The following is an 18,764-nucleotide window of genomic DNA, read 5'->3' on the forward strand; positions in this document are numbered from 1 at the left end:
CCCCAAGGCCGGGCGGGAGCCCGGGCTAGTGGCCCAGGGGCCAGGCGACCGCGGAGGGGGTCAGGTTCGCGGTATCCGCGTAAGAGGCGCAGGCGTCCGTCAGGGTTTCCAGGAGGGTGAGCGGGTCCGGGAGGGGGTGTTCCATGCCGCGGATCCAGGTCACCGCCTGGTCACCGGGCAGGGCCGCCGGCGGGACCAGGACGTAGCTGCCGCGGCAGTGCCAGCGCAGGCCCGGGTGTTCGTCCATCGTCTCGGGGTGGCAGTCCAGTGCGCACGGCCACCACTCGTCCTCGTCCTCGGGGGTGCCGCGGGTGGCGGTGAAGAAGAGCATCCGGGCCTGTTCGCCGGTGCCGCCCGATTCGGCGACGGGGCCGACCTCGATCCCGGCCTCCAGCAGTCGGGCGAGGGCGCCGGTGCCGGCCTCCAGCGGGACGTCGAGGACGTCGTGGACCATGCCGGTCGCGGTGATGAAGTTGGCCTGGGGCTGATTGCGGGCCCAGCGCTCGACCTGGGCGCGGTCGGTGGTCGACTGGGTCTGCCAGGCGAAGGAGATGGGGTGCCGTGCGGGGGTCGGACAGCCGATCCGGTCGCACGAACATCGGTAACCGGTGGGATGGGCGGCGGGGGCGAGCGGCAGGCCCGCGGCGGCGACGGCCAGGAGGAGCGCCTCGCGCTCCTGTCCGGGATCCTCGGCGATGGGTTTCTGCCGCCGGCGCAGCCACTGGGAAATCCTGCTCTGCTCGCCGCGTTTGACGCGGCCGGACTCAGACCCCATCTATCCCCTCACCTCACCGTATCCCCGGCGGACCAACCCATCGTCCCACCATCCTGAGCCCCGGGTGACCGCTCTCGACGACCGGGGGGCGGGAGATGCGTGACCGGAAACCCACACAAAAGCACAGAATCAGGCCAAATATTCTCGGCCGGTCCCCGACCGCCGGCCCGTCAGCGGTCGGTGACGTTGGCCACCCCGCCCAGGACCCGGTCCACGAGCGCGTCGGTGTAGGCGTGCGTCAGGGGCGCGGTGCGCAGCAGCCAGCGGTAGGTCAGCGGCCCGAGGAGCATCTCCACCGTCAGCCGCAGGTCCGTGTCGGGTGCGAGCTGGCCGGCCTCGCGGGCCGTGTGCAACCGCCCCTCGTACAGGGCGAGCTGGGGCTCCAGGAGCTGCTCGGTGAAGCGGGCGCCGAGCTCGGGGTCGGTGGCCCCGGCCGCCGTCAGGGCGCGCGCGGGGGCGTCGTACTTCTCGTCGTTGAACTCGTCGACGGTCGCCCGCAGGACGTGCTTCAGGTCGGCCGCGAGATCCCCGGTGTCGGGGAAGCCGGTCCACTCGGCGGCCGTCTCCGCGTCCCCGGCGAGGGCCAGTGAGGCGTCGAGCAGGACGGCGGCCTTCGACGGCCACCAGCGGTAGATGGTCTGCTTGCCGACGCCGGCACGGGCGGCGATGGCCTCGATGGTCAGCTTGTTGTAGCCGACCTCCCCGACGAGGGCGAGCGCGGCGTCGAGGATGGCGCGCCGGGAGCGGTCGCTGCGGCGGGTGGCGTCAGGGGTCTTGGGCATGGCCCGAAACTATCAAAGCGAGACGTCTCGTCTCCGGCAGGTTTGCGTAAACCACCCAATCAGTTCACTGTGCTGTTCTGATTGGGGAGAGACGATTCTCTCCAGGACTCGTCCCGAGTCGTGAAAGTCGTGAGGAGCCTTCTTTGCGCAGAGACGCCACACCCCGGCGCTACCTGATGTGCCCACCCGCACACTTCAAGGTCACGTACTCCATCAATCCGTGGATGGATCCCACGAAACCGGTGGACCTGCCCCTTGCCATGGCCCAGTGGGAAGACCTGAGGGACCGCTACCGCGCCCTCGGTCACACCGTCGAGACCCTCGAACCCGACCCCGCGCTGCCGGACATGGTCTTCGCGGCGAACGGGGCCCTCGTCGTCGACGGCCGGGTCCTCGGGGCCCGGTTCGCCTATCCGGAACGGGCCGCCGAGGCCGAGATCCACCTCGACTGGTTCCGCGCCAACGGCTTCACGGACATCCACGAGCCGTCCCACGTCAACGAGGGCGAGGGGGACTTCGCGGTCACCGCCGGCTACATCCTGGCCGGCCGGGGCTTCCGCTCCAGCCCGCTCTCGCACGACGAGGCCCAGGAGTTCTTCGGCCGCCCGGTCATCGGCCTCGACCTGGTGGATCCGCGCTACTACCACCTGGACACGGCGCTCAGCGTCCTCGACGGCGACGAGATCATGTACTACCCGGACGCCTTCTCGCCCGGCAGCCAGGGAGTGCTCAGGCGGCTCTTCCCGGACGCCCTGATCGCCGACGGCCGGGACGCGGCCGCCCTCGGCCTGAACGCGGTCTCCGACGGCCTGCACGTCCTGCTCCCGCAGGCGGCGACCGGACTGCTGGCGCCGCTGCGGGACCGGGGGTTCGAGCCGGTCCCGATGGATCTGGGCGAGCTGCTCAAGGGCGGCGGCAGCGTGAAGTGCTGCACCCAGGAACTGCGGCCGTAGGACCCCGCCGCGGGCGGGCGCCCACCGGGGCGAGCGCCCGTTACGGCGCCGGCGGCCAGGCCTGGCCCCAGTCGGCGTCCCGGGCGGCCTTGTAGAGGTCGCCCTGGCGCTTGGTCACATTGACCCGGGTCAGGCCCGCTTCCTCGGAGCCGCACAGCTCCAGCAGGACGAGCCCCTTCCGGATCTGCGGCTTCCGCGTGATCCGGGAGGCGGCCGGCTCCGTCGGGAAGCGGGTCGCGGCGACGTAGCTGAACTTCTCGTCCTCGTACGGGAGCGAACCGCCCTTGACCTGCCGGTGCAGGGAGGACCGGCTGACCCGCGCCGAGAAGTGGCACCAGTCCTGGCCGACCTCGATCGGGCAGGTCCCGTCGTGCGGGCACGGGGCGGCGATCCGCAGCCCGGCCTCGATCAGCTGGTCACGGGCCTCGCGGATGCGCAGGTAGCCCTCCGGCGTACCCGGCTCGATCAGCACCACGGCCTGCCCGGCCCGCGCCGCCTCGGCGACGACGGCCCTGCGGGCCTGCTCGGTCAGCTCGCCGAGTACGTAGGACACCGTCACCAGGTCGGCCTCGGGCAGGCTCAGCCCCGAGCCGATCACGGCCCGCCGCCAGTCGGCACCGCGCAGCACCTCGGAGGCCGAGGCCGCCGCGAGCTCCCGGCCGAGCTTCAGCGCCGGCTCCGCCCAGTCCAGCACCGTGGTCTCCCGCGGACCGTCCCAGGTGGCGTCCACGGCCCAGGTGGCGGCGCCCGTGCCGCCGCCCACGTCCACGTGCGAGCCCGGCGCCCATCCGGGGGCCGCCTCGGCCAGCCCGTCGAGGGCGCCCCGGACGGCCTCGAAGGTGGCCGGCATCCGGTACGCCGCGTACGCCGCCACGTCGGAGCGGTCGCGCAGCACGGGCGCGTCGGTCGGGGTCTGCCCCCGGTAGCTGGCGATGAGCCGCTCGACGGCGGCCGCGGCCTGCTTCGGCGGGAGCCCGTCGAGCAGCCTGCCGAGCGCGCTGCGGAGGGTCTCGGCGGAGGTGGGGGCGGAGGCGTTCACCTGCGAAGTTTATGCCGCCGCAGGAGTCGCCCGGCCCGCGGGCCGACCCCCGCCGGCCGGGCTCCGCCCGGGACCCGGCGCCTCAGACGCCGGCGGGGCCGGATACGGCGGAGGCGCTCTGCCAGGGCCGGCACAGGGCGAGGAAACAGGTCAGCGACAGCAGTGCGCACACCAGCTGCACCAGTGCCATCGGGACGGCCGTGTCCTCGCCGGCGATGCCCACCAGCGGTGACGCGATCGCGCCGATCAGGAACGAGGAGGTGCCGAGCAGCGCGGAGGCCGATCCGGCCGCGTGCGGGGTCCGCATCAGCGCCTGTGCGTTGGTGTTCGGCAGGACCACGCCCATCGCCGACATCAGCACGAACAGGGCGGCGGCGATCGGGGTCAGCCCGACCTCCCCGAACACACCGGTCGACATGAGCAGCAGGGCCACGGCAGCGGTCAGGATGATCCCGAGCCCGACGGCCAGGGCCTTGTCCAGGCGGACCCGGCCGACGAGCAGCTTGCCGTTGACCTGGCCGACGAGGATCAGGCCGACGGAGTTGAGCCCGAAGAGCAGGGCGAAGGCCTGGGGCGAGGCCCCGTAGATCTCCTGCACGACGAACGGGGAGGCGGAGATGTAGGAGAAGAGCACGGCGAAGGCGAAGCCGCCGGTCAGGGTGTAGCCGGTGAAGACGCGGTCGCCGAGCAGCCCGCGCATGGTCCGCAGGGCGGAGCCGAGGCCGCCGGTGTGCCGCCGTTCGGGCGGCAGGGTCTCGCCGAGGCCGCGCCAGACCATCAGGGTGAGCACCGCGCCGACGACGGTGAGGACGACGAACACCCCGCGCCAGTCGGCGAAGCGCAGGACCTGGCCGCCGATGAGCGGGGCGACGATCGGGGCGGCCCCGGATATGAGCATCAGGGTGGAGAAGAAGCGGGCCATCTCGTCGCCGTCGTACAGGTCGCGCACGACGGCCCGTGCGATGACTATCGCGGCGGCGCCGGCCAGGCCCTGGAGCAACCGGAAGGTGATCAGCAGCTCGGCGGTCGGGGCGAGCGCGCAGATCGCGGTGGCCAGGACGTAGACGACCATGCCGGTGAGCAGGGGCCGGCGGCGGCCCCACTTGTCGCTCATCGGGCCGATGACGAGCTGGCCCAGGGCCATGCCGGCGAGGCAGGCGGTGAGGGTGAGCTGGATGGTCGCGGCGGGGCTGTTCAGGACGTCGGTGACCTGCGGCAGGGCCGGGAGGTACATGTCCATGGACAGCGGGGGGAGGGCGGTGAGCCCGCCGAGTATGAAGGTGACCAGAAGGCCCGTGCGGCGTGCGGCCGTCAGGGGCGCAGTGGCGGTGGGGGCAGAGGGCGAATCGGGCGACGAGTCGTGCGAGGCGGCCGTCGCGGGGCCTCTCTCCGACATGCAGAACTCCAGTCTTCTCAGCTGATCTACGCACCCCTGACCGACCCATGCTCTCAGCAATCGGAACGTCCGGGGAGCGGGGCGCCGTGTGACGTACCCTGCGGCCCCATGGACGAAAGTACGAAGAAGATCGCCGTGGTGACCGGCGCCGGATCCGGAATCGGCCGGTCCGTGGCGCTGACCCTGGCCGCCGCCGGTTGGGGCGTGGCCGTGGCCGGCCGCCGGACCGGTCCGCTGGAGGAGACCGCCGCGGCCGCCGGGGCCGACGCCGACGTGCTGTGCGTACCGGCGGACGTGAGCGACCCGGACGAGGTGACTGCGCTGTTCGGGTCGGTCCGCGAGCGGTACGGCCGCCTCGACCTGCTCTTCAACAACGCGGGCACCTTCGGCCCGGGCGGGGTCCCGCTGGAGGACATCACCTACGAGGCCTGGCGCTCCGTCGTCGACGTCAACCTGACCGGCGCCTTCCTGTGCGCGCAGGCCGCCTTCCGGCAGATGAAGCAGCAGGACCCGCAGGGCGGCCGCATCATCAACAACGGCTCCATCTCGGCGCACGTGCCGCGCCCGAACTCCATCGCCTACACCGCGACCAAGCACGCGATGACGGGCCTGACCAAATCCCTGTCGCTCGACGGGCGGCCGTACCGGATCGCCTGCGGGCAGATCGACATCGGCAACGCGGCGACCGAGATGACCGAGCGGATGCAGACCGGCATCCTCCAGGCCAACGGGCAGCTGGCGGTCGAGCCGGTGATGGACGCCGCGGACGTGGCCCGCACGGTCCTGCACATGGCCGAGCTCCCGCTGGAGGCGAACGTGCAGTTCGCGACGGTGATGGCGACCTCGATGCCCTACATCGGCAGAGGCTAGGGCCTAGGGGTCGTCCAGGCCGTCCGGCCGGTGTCCGCCTGCGGCCCACCGATCCCGTGGTGGGCGCGCGCCGTGAGCCTGCCCTGCAGGAACGGGTCGGCCTCCGGGGCGTACGGGCCCCGGTGCGCCGCCAGGTGTTCCTCGATGCGCTCCCACTCGGCGACGACGACCGGGTCGGCGCCCTTCTCGCGTGCCGCCTCCAGCGCGGCCTCCGCCCGGTGGTGCCCCATCCCCGTGGCCTCGGCGCGGACCCGGTCGACCGCGGCACGCTCCCCGGGCGCCGGATCGTGCGGTTCGTGGGCGGCCTCCACGGCGGCCTCGTCGGGGTGCTCGGTCATCGTCGTCCGTTCTCGCGCGTGCGGGCGGGTCGCCCCTGCTCGTACCCCGCCGCGGGCCGGCCATCCCCGCCCGCCCCGCACCCGGTCTGGACGCCGCACGCCACTGCGGACGATCATGGCCGCATGACCGACACCGAGGTACTGCGCTACACGGCCTTCTCCCACGACCCGGACGGCGGCAACCCCGCCGGGGTCGTGCTCGATGCCACCGGACTGGACGAGCACGCCATGCTGGAGATCGCCGCCGGGCTCGGCTACAGCGAGTCGGCATTCCTGACCCCGCCGCCCGAGGGGTTCGGCGGCGAGGAGGGCCGGTCCTTCACCGTGCGCTACTTCAGCCCCAAGGCGGAGGTCCCCTTCTGCGGGCACGCGACCGTCGCCACGGCCGTCGCGCTGGGGGAGCGGATCGGGCCGGGCGAGCTCCTCCTCGCCACCCGGGCGGGGACCGTACCGGTGTCCGTCACCTCCGAGGACGGCCGGCTGCGGGCCACGCTCACCAGCGTCGAGCCGCACACCGAGGAGATCGGCGCGGCGGACCTCGCCGAAGCACTGGCCGCGCTGGACTGGCCCGGGGCCGACCTGGACCCGGCCTTCCCGCCCGCGATCGCCTATGCAGGGGCCCGGCACCTGGTGATCGGTGCCCGCACCCGGGCCCGGCTCGCGGACCTCGCCTACGACTTCGCCCGGCTGGAGGCCCTCATGCGGCGCCTGGACCTCATCACGGTCCAGCTCGTGCACCGGGCGGGCCCGGCGGAGTTCCACGTGCGCAACCCCTTCCCCGTCGGCGGAGTGGTCGAGGACCCCGCCACCGGAGCCGCCGCGGCTGCCTTCGGCGCGTACGCCCGCGAGCGCGGCCTGGTCCCGGCGGACGCCGTGCTCACCCTCCACCAGGGCGCCGACATGGGCCGCCCGGGAGTGCTCACCGTGGAACTGCGCGAGGGCGACCCCCGGGTCAGGGTGGGCGGCGAGGGCGTCCGCATCCCGTGAGCGAATCCATCGGCCCGGGATTCGTGCGGGTGATCGGATGCGCCGAGGCGGACCTGTCCGCAGGGCTGGCGCGGCAGGTCGCGGAGCTGGAGGACGCGGCCTGGCCGGGGGCCGAGCCCGGGCACGACCCGGCCCTGGCCCCGCGGGCCCTGCTCCTGCTGGACGCGGACGGCACCGTGGCCGCCTCGCTGGCACTGCTGTTCAAGGAGATCCGGCTCGCGGGGCGGACCTACCGGGCGGCCGGGCTGAGCGCGGTCGTGACGCGGGCCGCGCTGCGCGGGCAGGGGCTCGGCGGCCGACTGGTGGCGGCCGCCCGCACCGAGCTGGCGGCCGACCCGGCCGTGGACCTGGCGCTGTTCAGCTGCGACCGGCCCCTGGCACCGTTCTACGGGGCGGCCGGCTTCGAACCGCTGCCCGGTACGGTGCTGGTGGGCGGGACCCCGGAGGATCCGCTGGCCACCGACGCCCCGGGCTTCGACAAGGTGGTGCTGGCGGCCTTCTTCACGGACGACCCCGGCACGGTCCGCGCCGCCTTCACGGGCGTTCGCGTCCCGCTCCACCCCGGAAACACCGACAGGCTGTGGTGACGGGCGCCAAAGCCCTTCACCACAGCCCGTCGGCACCTCGCCGGCAGATCGCCGGCGTCAGTTGGCGCGCGTGGAGTCCGAGTCCGCGGGCCGCACCTTCGGCGGGCCCGCCGGGCCGCCGCGGTCGACGAGGAACAGCGTCAGCACGGGGACCAGGTACAGCAGCCACACCGTGAGCTGGAGGACGGTGGGGTCCGGCTGGAAGTTGAAGACGCCCTTGAGCAGGGTCCCGTACCAGCTGTCCGGCGGGACCGTCTCGCTGATGTCGAAGGCCTTGTCGGCCAGGCCGCCCAGGAAGCGGGCCTCCTGGAGGTCGTGGACCCCGTACGCGAGCACGCCCGCGGCCACGACCACCAGCATGGCGCCGGTCCACCGGAAGAACTTCGCCAGATTGATCCGCAGGGCGCCGCGGTAGAACAGGTACCCCAGCACGATCGCCGTGCCGATGCCCAGCAGCACACCGATCAGCGGCGCCGAGGAACCCTCGCCACTGGCCCGTACCGACGCCCACACGAACAGCGCCGTCTCCAGGCCCTCCCGGCCGACGGCCAGGAAGGCGGTGGCGACCAGCGCCCACGTGCCCATGGCGAGCGCCGTGTCGAGCCTGCCCTGCAGATCGGCCTTCAGATGCCGCGCGGTGCGCTTCATCCAGAAGACCATCCACGTCACCAGACCCACCGAGATGATCGACAGCGCGCCGCCGAGCAGCTCCTGCGCCTCGAAGGTCAGCTCCTGGGTGCCGAATTCGAGCATCGCGCCGAAGGCGAGGGAGAGCGAGCAGGCGATCGCGATGCCCAGCCAGACGGGACGCAGGGCGTCCCGGCGCTCGGTCTTCACCAGGTACGCGACGAGGATGCAGACGACCAGGCTGGCCTCCAGCCCCTCGCGCAGGCCGATCAGATAGTTGCCGAACACGGCGGTTGTTCCTCTCCGGCGGATACGGCGGATACGGCGGGTGCTTACGCGAACAGCGTCCGGCCCCACCAGTCGTCCTTGTCGCGGACGCCCGGCGGGACGGCGAAGACGGCCGAACCCACGTGCTGGATGTATTCGTTGAGGACGTCGGACCTGGCCAGGTTGCGCTGGATCGGGATGAAGCCCTTGCGTATGTCGCGCTGGTAGGCGAGGAAGAACAGGCCCGCGTCGAGGCGGCCCAGACCGTCCGTGCCGTCGGTGAAGGAGTAGCCGCGGCGCAGGATCGTCGCACCGTTGTTGGTGTCCGGGTGCGCGAGGCGCACGTGCGCCTCCGGCTTCATCGCCTTCAGGAAGGGCTCGTCGCGCTCCCTGGACTTGCCGACCGGGGCGCCCTCGCCCTTGTCGCGGCCGAAGATGTCCTCCTGCTCCTGGAGCGGAGTGCGGTCCCAGGTCTCGATGTTCATCCGGATCCGGCGGGCCACCAGGTACGAGCCGCCGGTCAGCCAGTCGCTGCCGTCGCCCGCGCCGACCCACACGTGCTTGTCCAGGGCGGCCCTGTCGGTGCCGGAGATGTTCCGGGTGCCGTCCTTGAAGCCCATCATGTTGCGCGGGGTCTGCTCGTCGGGGGTGGTCGACGAGGTCTTGCCGAAGCCGAGCTGCGACCAGCGCATCGCGGTCCGGCCGAAGCCGATGCGGGCCAGCTGGCGGATCGCGTGCACGGCGACCTGCGGGTCGTCGGCGCAGGCCTGGACGCAGAGGTCGCCGCCGGAGCCGGCCGGGTCCAGGTTGTCGCCGGGGAAGAGCTCCAGGTCCACCAGCGCCTCGGGGCGCTTGCCCTCCAGCCCGAACCGGCCCTTGGCGAACAGGCCCGGCCCGAAGCCGATGGTCAGGGTGAGGCGGGATGCCTTCAGGCCCAGCGCCTCGCCCGTGTCGTCCGGCGGGGCCTCCGGGAGGCCGCCGAAGCCGCCCTCGCCGACCGGCAGACCGGCCGTCATCAGCCGGGCCGCCGCGGTCCACTCCTTGAGGAGTTTGACCAGTTCCTCGCGGTCCTTCGTCTTCACGTCGAAGGCCGCGAAGTGCAGGCGGTCCTGCACGGCGCTCGCGATGCCGGCCTGGTGCTCGCCGTGGAACGGCACGGCCGCCCCGGCGGCCGCCGCCGACACCATGTCCGAACCGCCGCCGAACGCCGCCACGGCGCCACCGGCCGCGGCGGCGCCGAGCGCGAACCCGGCCCCGCCCCAGCCCAGCACCGCGCGCCGCGAGGGCGCGGCGCCGGAAGCCTCCGCGGAGCCGTCACCGTCCTGCTGGGACTGCTGCGCAGCCGAGTCCGACTCGGTCATCGTGCTCTCCCGCCTGCTTTCCGTCTCTGTCTGCTACTTGGTGACCGCGGCGGCGAGCTTGGAGAGCGGCTCGGCGAGCGCGTTCACGCCGTCCGAGAGCTCCTTGCGCTCCTGCTCACCGACCTTGTCGTACGAGGTGAACTCGTAGGTCGTCTGGTCGGCGCGGTACTTGTCCAGAAGGGTGTTCAGGGCCGTGAACTGGGCGTCGAGCTGCTTCGTCAGTTCCGGGTCGTTCTTCACGGCGATCGGCTTGAGCAGCTCGTACGCCTTCTGCGCACCCTCGACGTTGGCCTTGAAGTCGACCAGGTCGGTGTGCGAGTAGCGCTCCTCCTCGCCGGTGACCTTGCCGGTGGCGACCTCGTCGAGGAGCTCCTTGGCGCCGTTGGCGATCGAGGTCGGGGTGATCTCGGCCTGGCCGACCTTCTTCTGCCAGTCGGTCAGGTCCGCGATCAGGGTGTCGGCGAGCTCCTTCTCCCGGTCGGTGATCTTGCCGTCGACCCACAGAGACTTCTCCAGACGGTGCCAGCCCGTCCAGTCCTTCGCCGGGTCCTGGCCGGCCTCCAGGCCGTCCTCGCGGACGTCGACCTTCGGGTCGATGTCGCCGAAGGACTCGGCGACCGGCTCGGTGCGCTCCCAGCCGATGCGGGAGGCGGCGTAGATCTTCTTCGCGCCCTCGACGTCGCCGGCCTTGACCGCGTCCGCGAAGGCCTGCGCCTTGGGGAGGGTCTCCTCGGCCTGCGTGACCACGTACGCGCGGTAGGCGGCGACCGCGGCGTCCATCTCGGGGCTGCGCTTCTCCTCGCCGCCCTTGCCGGTGGCCTTGACCTTCTGGGAGATGCCGTCGCCCTTCATGCCGGGCTTGCAGACGATCGAGTAGTCGCCCGCCTTGATCTCGGCGGTGATGGATGCCTTGGTGCCGGGGCCGATGTTCTCGCGCTCGGTCACGATGCGGGCGTCCGGGAAGAGGACGTAGACCTCGGTGACCTTGGAGCCCTTGTTCTCGACGTCGATCTGCACCTTGCCGGAGGGGAACTCCGTCTTCGACACCTCGCAGGCGCTGTCGGACGCCGCCACCTTGATCACGTCATCGCCGCCCGCCTCGCTCTTCTGGGAGCAGCCGGTGACGGCGGTCAGTGCGGCCGCCACGGAGGCTGCGGCGATGGCGGTGAGGCGAGCGGGGCGCATATGGGGGCTCCTGGCGTCGGACGAAGGGGCCGTCCCGAGGGGGGAGAGGCCGATGAGGCGGACCTAACTTAACCGAGGCTTACCTCACCCATACCCCCTCGTACCGTGATTCAGCTCATAGCTTTCGGCCCCGGACACGGCCCTGTCACGGCCCCTCCACGGCAGCCCCATGGCACGGTCAAGCGGGGGTCAAGCCAGGGGTCCGGGCCGTACCGGGGAGGCTTCCGCGGTCCGGACGGGGACCACCAGCGGGGCCCCGGTGCGCGGGTGCGGGAGGACCTCCACCGGCTGCCGGTAGACCCGGCTCAGCAGCTCGCCCTCGAACACCTCGGTCGGCGGGCCGTCCGCGGCGATCCGTCCGTCGTGCAGGACGGCGGCCCGGTCCGCGTAGGCGGCGGCCAGCCCCAGGTCGTGCAGGACGACGACGACCGCGTCCCCGGCCGCGGCCCGCTCCCGGCAGATGCGCAGCACGAGCTCCTGGTGGCGCAGGTCGAGGGCGGCGGTGGGCTCGTCCAGCAGCAGCAGCGGGGCGCGCTGGGCCAGTACGCGGGCCAGTGCGACCCGGGCCCGCTCGCCGCCGGAGAGGGCGGAGAAGGGGCGCGCGGCGAAGTCCGTGACCTCGGTGGCGGCCATCGCGATGGCCACGGCCTCCTCGTCGGCCTCGGCGAGGGGGGTGCCGGCCCAGGGTGCACGTCCCATCCGTACGACGTCCTCCACCGGGAAGGGGAAGGACAGCGCGGCCGACTGCGGAAGTACGGAGCGGCGCAGCGCGAGGTCCGGGGCGCTCCAGTCGGCCACCGGGCGGCCGTCGATCCGGATCTGCCCGGAGGCGGCGGGCAGATCGGCGGCGAGCGCGCCCAGCAGCGTGGACTTGCCCGCGCCGTTCGGGCCGACCAGGGCCAGCACCTGACCGGCCCGGGCGGTCAGGTCGATCCCGGCGAGGACATCGCGCTGCCCGAGCCGGACGTGCAGGTCCACGGCCTCGGCGACGGCGTCGCCGGGGGCGGGGCGGGCCGGGACGGTCCTGCGTGAACGGGTGAGCAGCCCCGTCAGCCTGCTGGTCACGCCCAGCCTCCTTGCTTGCGGCGGGTGCGGCGCAGCAGCCAGAAGAAGAACGGGCTGCCGAGCAGGGCGGTCAGTACACCGAGCGGCAGCTCGGCGGGCTGGGCGAGGGTCCGGGCGGCCAGGTCGCCGGCGACCAGGACCACGGCGCCGGCGAGGGCGCTGCCGGGGACCAGGAAGCGGTGGCCGGGGCCGTTGGCCATGCGCAGCAGGTGCGGGACGAGCAGGCCGATGAAGGTGATCACGCCGGCCACGGCGACGGCGGCGGCGGTCAGCAGGGCGACGACCAGGATCAGGGAGAGGCGCAGCCGCTCGACGTCGATGCCGAGATGGCGGGCCGGGCGTTCGCCGAGGGAGAGGAGGTCGAGGCGGCGGGAGTAGAGGGGAGCGATCACCAGGCCGGCGAGGGCGCAGGGCAGGACGGCGAGGACCTTGGGCCAGGTGGCCTGGGCGAGGGAGCCGAGCTGCCAGAAGGTGATCTGGTTGACCTGGCCGCTGTCCGCGAAGAAGACGAACAGGCCGATGAGGGCGCCGGCGAAGGTGTTGACCGCGATGCCGGTGAGGATGAGGGTGACGACCTCCGTCTTCCCGCCGTTGCGGGAGAGGAGGTAGACCGAGCTGACGGTGATCAGGCCCGCGATGAACGCGCAGACGGTGATGGTCCAGTTGCCGAAGAAGCTGAGGCCGAGGCCGATGGCGGCGACCGCGCCGACGGCGGCGCCGGCCGAGATGCCGATGACGCCGGGCTCGGCGAGGGGGTTGCCGAAGACCCCCTGCATGAGCGCGCCCGCGCAGCCGAGGCTGGCGCCGACGAGCAGGGCGAGGACGACGCGGGGGAGGCGGACGTTCCACAGGACGCTCTCGCCGACGCGGTCGAGGGGGGCGCCGCCGAGGCCGAGGTGGTGCTGGACGGAGGCGAGGACGTCCGGGAGGGGGATGTCGTAGGCGCCGACTCCCGCGGAGAGCAGGGCGAGGAGGGCGAGGGCCGCGACGAGCGCGACGGTGAGCAGGGCGGACTTGCGGCTGCGGTGCCGTGGCTTCGGCCGGGGCCGGGGCGCGGGCCCGGGCTCCGGCCCGGCTTCGGTGGTGGGTGCGCCGGGGGCGGTGGCGGTGGCGGGGGTTCCGCCGGGGCCGGGCGCGCGCCGGGTCGTCTCCTCGGACGCCGAATGTGACGAGGCGTCGGAGGGTGCTGCGGCGGTGCATTCGGCGCCCTGCGGGGAGCGCCCCGACACACACCCGGCCCCGTCGGAACCGGCCGGCCGGTCGGCGGGCGCGGTGTGCGGGAGGCGGCCCGACGTGCTTGCGGCCCCCGCCTCGGAATTGGCCAGGTCTCTGGCTTCCGGGTCGTGCAGGGTCATCTCAGGCGCCCTTGTAGAGCTGGGTGACCAGGGAGGAGAGGACCTGGTCGGTGCGCGGGCCGTAGTTGAGGAGGACGCCGTCGTCGACCGTGACCACCCGGCGGTCCATGCCGGCCGGGGTCTGGGCGACGCCCGGGATCTTCACCAGGCCGTCGATGCCGCCGACCGATTCGAGGCCCTTGGACATGACGAGGATCGCGTCGGGCGCGGCGGCCGCCAGGGCCTCGCTGGTGATCGGGGTGAAGTCCTTGCCGAGTCCGGACTCCTTGCCGGTGTCGACCGCGCCGGCCGCCTCCAGAAGTGAGGCGGCGCCGGAGTCCGAACCGCCCAGCAGGTAGACGGAGGCGGTGCCGCGCAGGTAGAGGAAGGCCACCCGGGGCTTCTTGCCGGAGGCGGCCGGGATGTCCTTGCGGACGGTGGCGATCCGGTCGGCGGTGCGCTGGTTCAGCTGCGTGCCGGCCTCCTTGACGCCGAGGGCGGCGGCCACGGCGTCGATCCGCTTCGGGACGTCGTCCAGTCCCTTGGCGGGGTCGATGACCAGGAGGGGTACGCCGGCGTCGCGGATCTGCTGGATGGCTTCTCCTGGGCCGCTGGTGGTCTCGGCGACGACGAGGGTCGGGCGCAGGGACAGGACGCTCTCCGCGGAGACGTCGTGTCCACGTGTCACCACCGGTAGCTGGGCGGCCTGTTCGAAGGTGGCGGTGATGTCCCGGGCGACGACCTGCTTGCCGAGGCCCAGGGTGTGGACGATCTCGTTGAGGCTGCCGCTCAGGGGGACGACCCGGTCCGCGGACGTGATGGTGACCTGGGTGCCGTCGGCCGACGGCACGGTGACCGGCAGGGCGGGCCGGGGTGCCGGATCGAGTGGTTCCACCCGGTCCGGGACCGCGGCTGCGCTCGGGGCGGATGAGCCCGGGGTGGTGGCCGTACCTCCGCAGGCCGTCAGCGCGAGTGCCAGTCCTGCCACGGCAACTGCGAGACGGGGAAAGCGGTGTGACGCGGCGGGCGTAGGCACGAAGGCACCGTCCTGATCGTCCGACTGAGGTTCTGGAGACCGGGGGGTGTTCATCCGGCCGTGGTTAGCTTAGGTTAGCCTAACCTTGCCCGCTAGACCTTAGGAGGGGGCATTCATGCCCACACGACCCGTCCGTGCGTTCGCCGTCGCCCTGTTGGCGGCCCTGCTGGGCGCCCTGCTCCCGGCAACCGCCGCAGAGGCGGGCACCGTACAGGGGGGTCGACTCGACTGGGGCATCAAATCGTCTTTCCAGAGTTATGTCACGGGTCCGGTGGCAAAAGGTGGTTTCAAGCTGAAGAGTGGCGCGGCCACCGTGGGCGGCAGTCTCTTCCGCTTCCATTCCGCGGCCGGTTCCTACGACCCCGACTCCGGCGCCTTCGAGGCCTCCTACTCGGGCGGGGTGACCTTCCAGGGCCACCAGAAGCCCGACGGTGTCCACGAATTGGACATGACGATCAGCCGCCCGACCGTCAAGATCTCCGGCGGCAGGGGCACCCTGTACGTGGACGTCTCCAGCAAGGCCAAGGACGGCGGAGCCGTCACCAACCAGTCGCAGGTCGCCTTCGCCTCGCTCGGCGTCGGCGGCATCAACATGAAGGGCGGCGCCAGCCCGCTGACCCTCACGAACATCCCGGCCACCCTCACCGGGGAAGGCGCCAAGGCCTTCGCCGGCTACTACGGAGCCGGCACCCAGCTCGACCCCGTCTCGCTCTCCGCCGACGTCAAGGCCGCCCCGGCCGCAGCCGCCCCCTCGCAGCCGGCGACGCCGCAGCCGAGCGCCACCGCCGAGACCCCGCAGGCGCAGGGCGCCTTCGCCGACGCCGCCGTCGACTGGGGGGTGCGCCGCACCTTCCGCGAGTACGTCACCGGTTCGATCGGCCAGGGCAGGTGGATCCTCGCCGAGGGAGCCCAGGACGGCGGCGCGCTGTTCCGCTTCCCGCAGGGCAAGGGTTCGTTCGACGGCGCGAAAGGCACTCTTGACGCGGCCTTCGCCGGTACGGTCCGGTTCACCGGAGCCCACCTGGACCTCACGCTCGGCAGGATGAGCGTGAAGGTGGAGAACGGCAAGGGCGTCCTGTCGGCGGACGTCACCGCCGGCGGCGCGACGAAGAACGCCGTCCCGCTCGTGGAGTTCGACGCCAAGGGCCTGAAGACCGAGGGCAGGCTGGCCACCCTCACCGAAGCCCCGGCCGCCCTCACCGAGGGCGGCTCCCAGGCCTTCAACTCCATGTACAAGGCCGGCACCGAGATGGACCCCGTCTCGCTCGCCGTCGCCCTGGACTCCACCGCCCAGCTGCCCGCCCTGCCCGACCTGGGCTCCACGGCCCCGCCCGCCCCCGCGGCCGCGTCGCCGTCCGCCGAGCCCGCCCCCGCCGCCAAGGCCGACGAGTCCTCCAGCACCGGGCTCTTCATCGGCCTCGCCGCGGGCGTCCTGGTCCTGGCCGGCGCCGCCGGTGCCTTCCTGATCGTGCGCAAGCGCCGTACGGCCCCCGCCCCGGCCTCGGCCGCTGCCTCCGACCCGGATGCGGCCGCCCCCGCAGGCGCGCCCACCGACGCACCCCAGTAGGCCCCACCTCCTTCTCCTTCCCCCTTCTGTTCCTCCAGGAGTACCCAGCCATGTCGTCCATCCGACGCCCGATTTCCCTCGCGGCCGCAGTCCTGACCGCCGCAGCCCTCGGCGCCACCGCCTTCGCCCTGCCCGCCACCGCGGCGGGCGGGCCGCCCACCGAACCGGTGAAGATCGTCGGCGGCTCCCTCGACTGGGGCGTCCTCGCGAGCTACCGCGCCTACGTGACCGGCATGGCCAAGGGCACCATCACCGTGGCGGACGGCGCCCGGCAGAACGAGGACGGCACCCTGCGCTTCACCGAGCCGACGGGCCAGTACGAGCCGGCCGACGGGCACGTGGTGAAGGCGGCCTTCAGGGGCAGCGTCACCTTCACCTCGCCCGCCCCGCCGACCGGCCACGGCTTCGAGGTCAAGCTCTCGGACATCCGTATCGACACCGGTACCAAGAAGCTCACCGCGGACGTCACCAAGGGCGGCACCACGACCCAGGACGTGCCGATGGCCACGGTGGCCTTCGCCGGCCAGTCGATGACCGGCCTGGCGACCAAGCTCACCAAGGAGGCCGCGGACGCGCTCGGTTCGCCGGGCTACGAGGGCAAGGCCGGCGACCCGCTGACCGCGAAGCTGGACTTCGAGAAGCCCGCCCCCGAACCCACCCCGGACAACACCACCAAGAACCCGACGCCGCCGGCCGACGACGCGCAGAAGGTGCTCAGCGGCAAGCTGACGTGGGGCGTGAAGGAGTCCTTCCGCAAGTACGTGCTGAGTGCGGGCTCGATCACCCCGGCCGGCGGGGCCGCCAAGAACGGCGACGTCTTCGACTTCGCCTTCGGCAAGGGCGACCTGGACGTCAAGAAGCAGAAGCTGAACGCCTCCTTCGAGGGCAACCTCCGATTCCAGTACGCCGCCCACGGCATAGACATGACCTTCGGCAACCCCCGCGTCAGCGCCACCGGCAGGACCGGCACCCTGTACGTGGACGTCAAGAACGCCTCCGGCAGCAGGACCGGGCTCCCCTTCGCGACGCTCGACCTGTCGAAGACCGACTACAAGACCAAGAACGGCGTGCTGGCGCTGAACGCGGTCCCGGCGGCCTTCACGGCCGAGGGCGCGGCGGCCTTCGCCAACGACACCACCGGCTCCATGTACAAGGCGGGCGACGCGATCGACCCGGTCAGCTTCGCCGTGGCGGTGGACAAGGACGCCACCCTTCCGCCCACCACCGGGGGCACGACCGGCGGCTCCACGGGCGGTACGACGAGCGGTTCGGGAGGCACCACGGGCGGTACGACCGGTGGCACCACCGGCGGTACGGGCGGCACCGTGGGCGGCGGCTCGTCCACCGTCGGCGGCAACCTCGCCAACACCGGCGCCGGGGTCCCGGCCGGGGCCCTGCTCACCACCTCCGGCCTGGTGATCGCGGCCGGCGCGGGCGCGGTGCACCTCGCGCGCAGGCGGCGTACGTCCCAGGTCTGAGCCGTGCTTGAATTCCCGCGTGAACGATCTCGACGTGTTGAAGGTCTTCTGCGCGGGTGACGGCCGGTTCGGCAACCTGCTCGGTGTCGTGCGCGACGGCCGGACCTGCCCCGACGATGCGTCGCGGCAGGCCCTGGCCGCCGAACTCGGCTACAGCGAGACGGTGTTCGTCGACGACCCCGAGCGCGGGGTCGTCGACATCCGCACCCCCGGCACCCGGATGTCCTTCGCGGGACATCCGCTGGTCGGGGCCGCGTGGCTGCTGGACATCGAGGAGCTCCAGCCGCCCGCCGGATCCGTATGGGCCCGTGACGACGGGGAGTTCACCTGGATCACGGCCCGCCCCGAGTGGGTCGAGGGCAAGCGCACCGAACAGTACGGATCCGTCGCCGAGGTCGAGGCGCTGCCGGCCCCGCCGCCCGGCGAGGGCTGGCTGTACGCCTGGGCCTGGGAGGACGAGGCCGCGGGCCGCGTGCGCGCCCGCGGCTTTCCGCGCCGCCCCGACGGGATCATCGCCGAGGACGAGGCCACCGGCTCGGCGGCGATCCTGCTGACGGCCCAGCTGAACCGCGCCCTGAACATCACCCAGGGCGCCGGTTCCCAGATCCTCACCGCCCCGGGTCCCGACGGCACGGTGGAGATCGGCGGCCGCGTGCGCTTCGCCCCGAACCCGGGCTGAGGACGCCTCCTGAGTACCGCGCCCCACGGAAGTGAGTACGCGGGCGCTGACGCCGGCGCAGGTCGGCGCGGTGCAATGGCGGCATGACGAAGACTCCGGTGCTCCAGCACCCCGACGAGCGGCGGCAGTGGCTGTCGGTGGCGGCGCTCTTCACCGTGCTGGCCCCGGTGGCCGTGTGGTGCGGGCAGGCGAGCTCCTTCCTGCCCGGGATGCCGCCCGCATTCGCCCCGTTCTACTTCCTCCCGCTGGCGATGGTGGCCGCGACCTGGATCCCGCCCCGGACCGACGTGCAGCGCAGGCGGCGCCTCGCGCTGGGCAGCATCGGCTGCCTCATGGCCTTCCTCTACCCCCATGTGCTCCCCGTCGTGATCCTCACGCTCTGGGCGCTCACGGGCGGCTGAAACGGCCGCAGGGCCGGGCCCGGTGCACCTCGTGCAC

The 18,764-nt window shown here is 72.8% G+C and carries 19 protein-coding genes; 8 read left to right on the forward strand and 11 right to left on the reverse strand.

Translation table 11 applies throughout. The features are described from left to right. Window positions 1–25: 25 nt before the first annotated feature. Together ACWGE1_RS31535 and ACWGE1_RS31540 are read right to left on the reverse strand one after the other, a co-directional pair. A complete protein-coding gene (locus ACWGE1_RS31535) occupies window positions 26–775 on the reverse strand; it encodes a bifunctional DNA primase/polymerase (protein ID WP_453423861.1) in 750 nt (249 codons plus the stop codon). Between the two features lie 170 nt (window positions 776–945). Continuing rightward, window positions 946–1,557 (reverse strand): TetR/AcrR family transcriptional regulator, encoded by a 612-nt coding sequence (locus ACWGE1_RS31540; RefSeq protein WP_453423862.1) that lies wholly within the window; start codon window positions 1,555–1,557, stop codon window positions 946–948. Between the two features lie 80 nt (window positions 1,558–1,637). Between ACWGE1_RS31540 and ddaH the strand changes: the two genes are divergently transcribed. After that, window positions 1,638–2,510, forward strand: coding sequence for a dimethylargininase (gene ddaH, locus ACWGE1_RS31545; protein ID WP_453423878.1), 873 nt, complete (start codon window positions 1,638–1,640; stop codon window positions 2,508–2,510). 40 nt (window positions 2,511–2,550) lie between these two features. Here ddaH and ACWGE1_RS31550 read toward each other — a convergent pair whose 3' ends face one another. Then, complete coding sequence (locus tag ACWGE1_RS31550) at window positions 2,551–3,549, reverse strand: small ribosomal subunit Rsm22 family protein (RefSeq protein WP_453423863.1); 999 nt, start codon at window positions 3,547–3,549, stop codon at window positions 2,551–2,553. A gap of 82 nt (window positions 3,550–3,631) precedes the next feature. Next, the gene (locus tag ACWGE1_RS31555; protein WP_453423864.1) at window positions 3,632–4,945 is read right to left on the reverse strand and encodes a Bcr/CflA family multidrug efflux MFS transporter; all 1,314 of its coding nucleotides are present in this window, start codon (window positions 4,943–4,945) and stop codon (window positions 3,632–3,634) included. 108 nt (window positions 4,946–5,053) lie between these two features. Here ACWGE1_RS31555 and ACWGE1_RS31560 point away from each other — a divergent pair, with 108 nt between their 5' ends. Continuing rightward, entirely contained in the window at window positions 5,054–5,815 is a 762-nt protein-coding gene (locus ACWGE1_RS31560) for an SDR family oxidoreductase (RefSeq protein WP_453423865.1), read from the forward strand. On the opposite strand, the gene ACWGE1_RS31565 is transcribed toward ACWGE1_RS31560, so the two are convergent. Beyond that, complete coding sequence (locus ACWGE1_RS31565; protein WP_453423866.1) at window positions 5,812–6,153, reverse strand: hypothetical protein; 342 nt, start codon at window positions 6,151–6,153, stop codon at window positions 5,812–5,814. The two genes, ACWGE1_RS31560 and ACWGE1_RS31565, sit on opposite strands and share 4 nt — an antisense overlap. Before the next feature lie 123 nt (window positions 6,154–6,276). Between ACWGE1_RS31565 and ACWGE1_RS31570 the strand changes: the two genes are divergently transcribed. Next, on the forward strand, window positions 6,277–7,140 hold the full coding sequence (locus ACWGE1_RS31570) for a PhzF family phenazine biosynthesis protein (protein ID WP_453423867.1): 864 nt from the start codon (window positions 6,277–6,279) through the stop codon (window positions 7,138–7,140). After that, entirely contained in the window at window positions 7,137–7,727 is a 591-nt protein-coding gene (locus ACWGE1_RS31575; RefSeq protein WP_453423868.1) for a GNAT family N-acetyltransferase, read from the forward strand. Before ACWGE1_RS31570 ends, ACWGE1_RS31575 begins: the two co-directional genes overlap by 4 nt. A 57-nt stretch (window positions 7,728–7,784) precedes the next feature. Here ACWGE1_RS31575 and efeU read toward each other — a convergent pair whose 3' ends face one another. From efeU to ACWGE1_RS31605, 6 genes are all read right to left on the reverse strand, one after another. Further along, window positions 7,785–8,642 carry an iron uptake transporter permease EfeU gene (gene efeU, locus ACWGE1_RS31580; RefSeq protein WP_453423869.1) on the reverse strand — a complete coding sequence of 286 codons (858 nt, stop codon included), beginning with the start codon at window positions 8,640–8,642 and terminating at the stop codon, window positions 7,785–7,787. Between the two features lie 44 nt (window positions 8,643–8,686). Then, window positions 8,687–9,982: an iron uptake transporter deferrochelatase/peroxidase subunit gene (gene efeB / locus ACWGE1_RS31585; protein ID WP_453423870.1), complete on the reverse strand. Its 1,296-nt coding sequence runs from the start codon at window positions 9,980–9,982 to the stop codon at window positions 8,687–8,689. A 33-nt stretch (window positions 9,983–10,015) separates the two neighbouring features. Continuing rightward, entirely contained in the window at window positions 10,016–11,167 is a 1,152-nt protein-coding gene (efeO, locus tag ACWGE1_RS31590) for an iron uptake system protein EfeO (protein WP_453423871.1), read from the reverse strand. Window positions 11,168–11,356: 189 nt separating this feature from the next. After that, window positions 11,357–12,211, reverse strand: coding sequence for a heme ABC transporter ATP-binding protein (locus ACWGE1_RS31595; protein ID WP_453423879.1), 855 nt, complete (start codon window positions 12,209–12,211; stop codon window positions 11,357–11,359). Between the two features lie 17 nt (window positions 12,212–12,228). Beyond that, window positions 12,229–13,587 carry a FecCD family ABC transporter permease gene (locus ACWGE1_RS31600; RefSeq protein WP_453423872.1) on the reverse strand — a complete coding sequence of 453 codons (1,359 nt, stop codon included), beginning with the start codon at window positions 13,585–13,587 and terminating at the stop codon, window positions 12,229–12,231. A gap of 1 nt (window position 13,588) precedes the next feature. After that, window positions 13,589–14,602: a heme/hemin ABC transporter substrate-binding protein gene (locus ACWGE1_RS31605; RefSeq protein WP_453423873.1), complete on the reverse strand. Its 1,014-nt coding sequence runs from the start codon at window positions 14,600–14,602 to the stop codon at window positions 13,589–13,591. 115 nt (window positions 14,603–14,717) lie between these two features. Between ACWGE1_RS31605 and ACWGE1_RS31610 the strand changes: the two genes are divergently transcribed. The 4 genes from ACWGE1_RS31610 (at window position 14,718) to ACWGE1_RS31625 (ending at window position 18,727) form a co-directional block, all read left to right on the forward strand. After that, window positions 14,718–16,169, forward strand: a complete 1,452-nt coding sequence (locus tag ACWGE1_RS31610) for an HtaA domain-containing protein (RefSeq protein ID WP_453423874.1) — start codon at window positions 14,718–14,720, stop codon at window positions 16,167–16,169. A 50-nt stretch (window positions 16,170–16,219) separates the two neighbouring features. After that, window positions 16,220–17,647 carry an HtaA domain-containing protein gene (locus ACWGE1_RS31615; protein ID WP_453423875.1) on the forward strand — a complete coding sequence of 476 codons (1,428 nt, stop codon included), beginning with the start codon at window positions 16,220–16,222 and terminating at the stop codon, window positions 17,645–17,647. 19 nt (window positions 17,648–17,666) lie between these two features. Then, a complete protein-coding gene (locus tag ACWGE1_RS31620) occupies window positions 17,667–18,326 on the forward strand; it encodes a PhzF family phenazine biosynthesis protein (RefSeq protein ID WP_453423876.1) in 660 nt (219 codons plus the stop codon). Between the two features lie 83 nt (window positions 18,327–18,409). After that, complete coding sequence (locus ACWGE1_RS31625) at window positions 18,410–18,727, forward strand: hypothetical protein (protein WP_453423877.1); 318 nt, start codon at window positions 18,410–18,412, stop codon at window positions 18,725–18,727. The last annotated feature ends 37 nt before the right edge of the window (window positions 18,728–18,764 follow it).

The organism is Streptomyces sp. NPDC054932 (assembly GCF_053610205.1).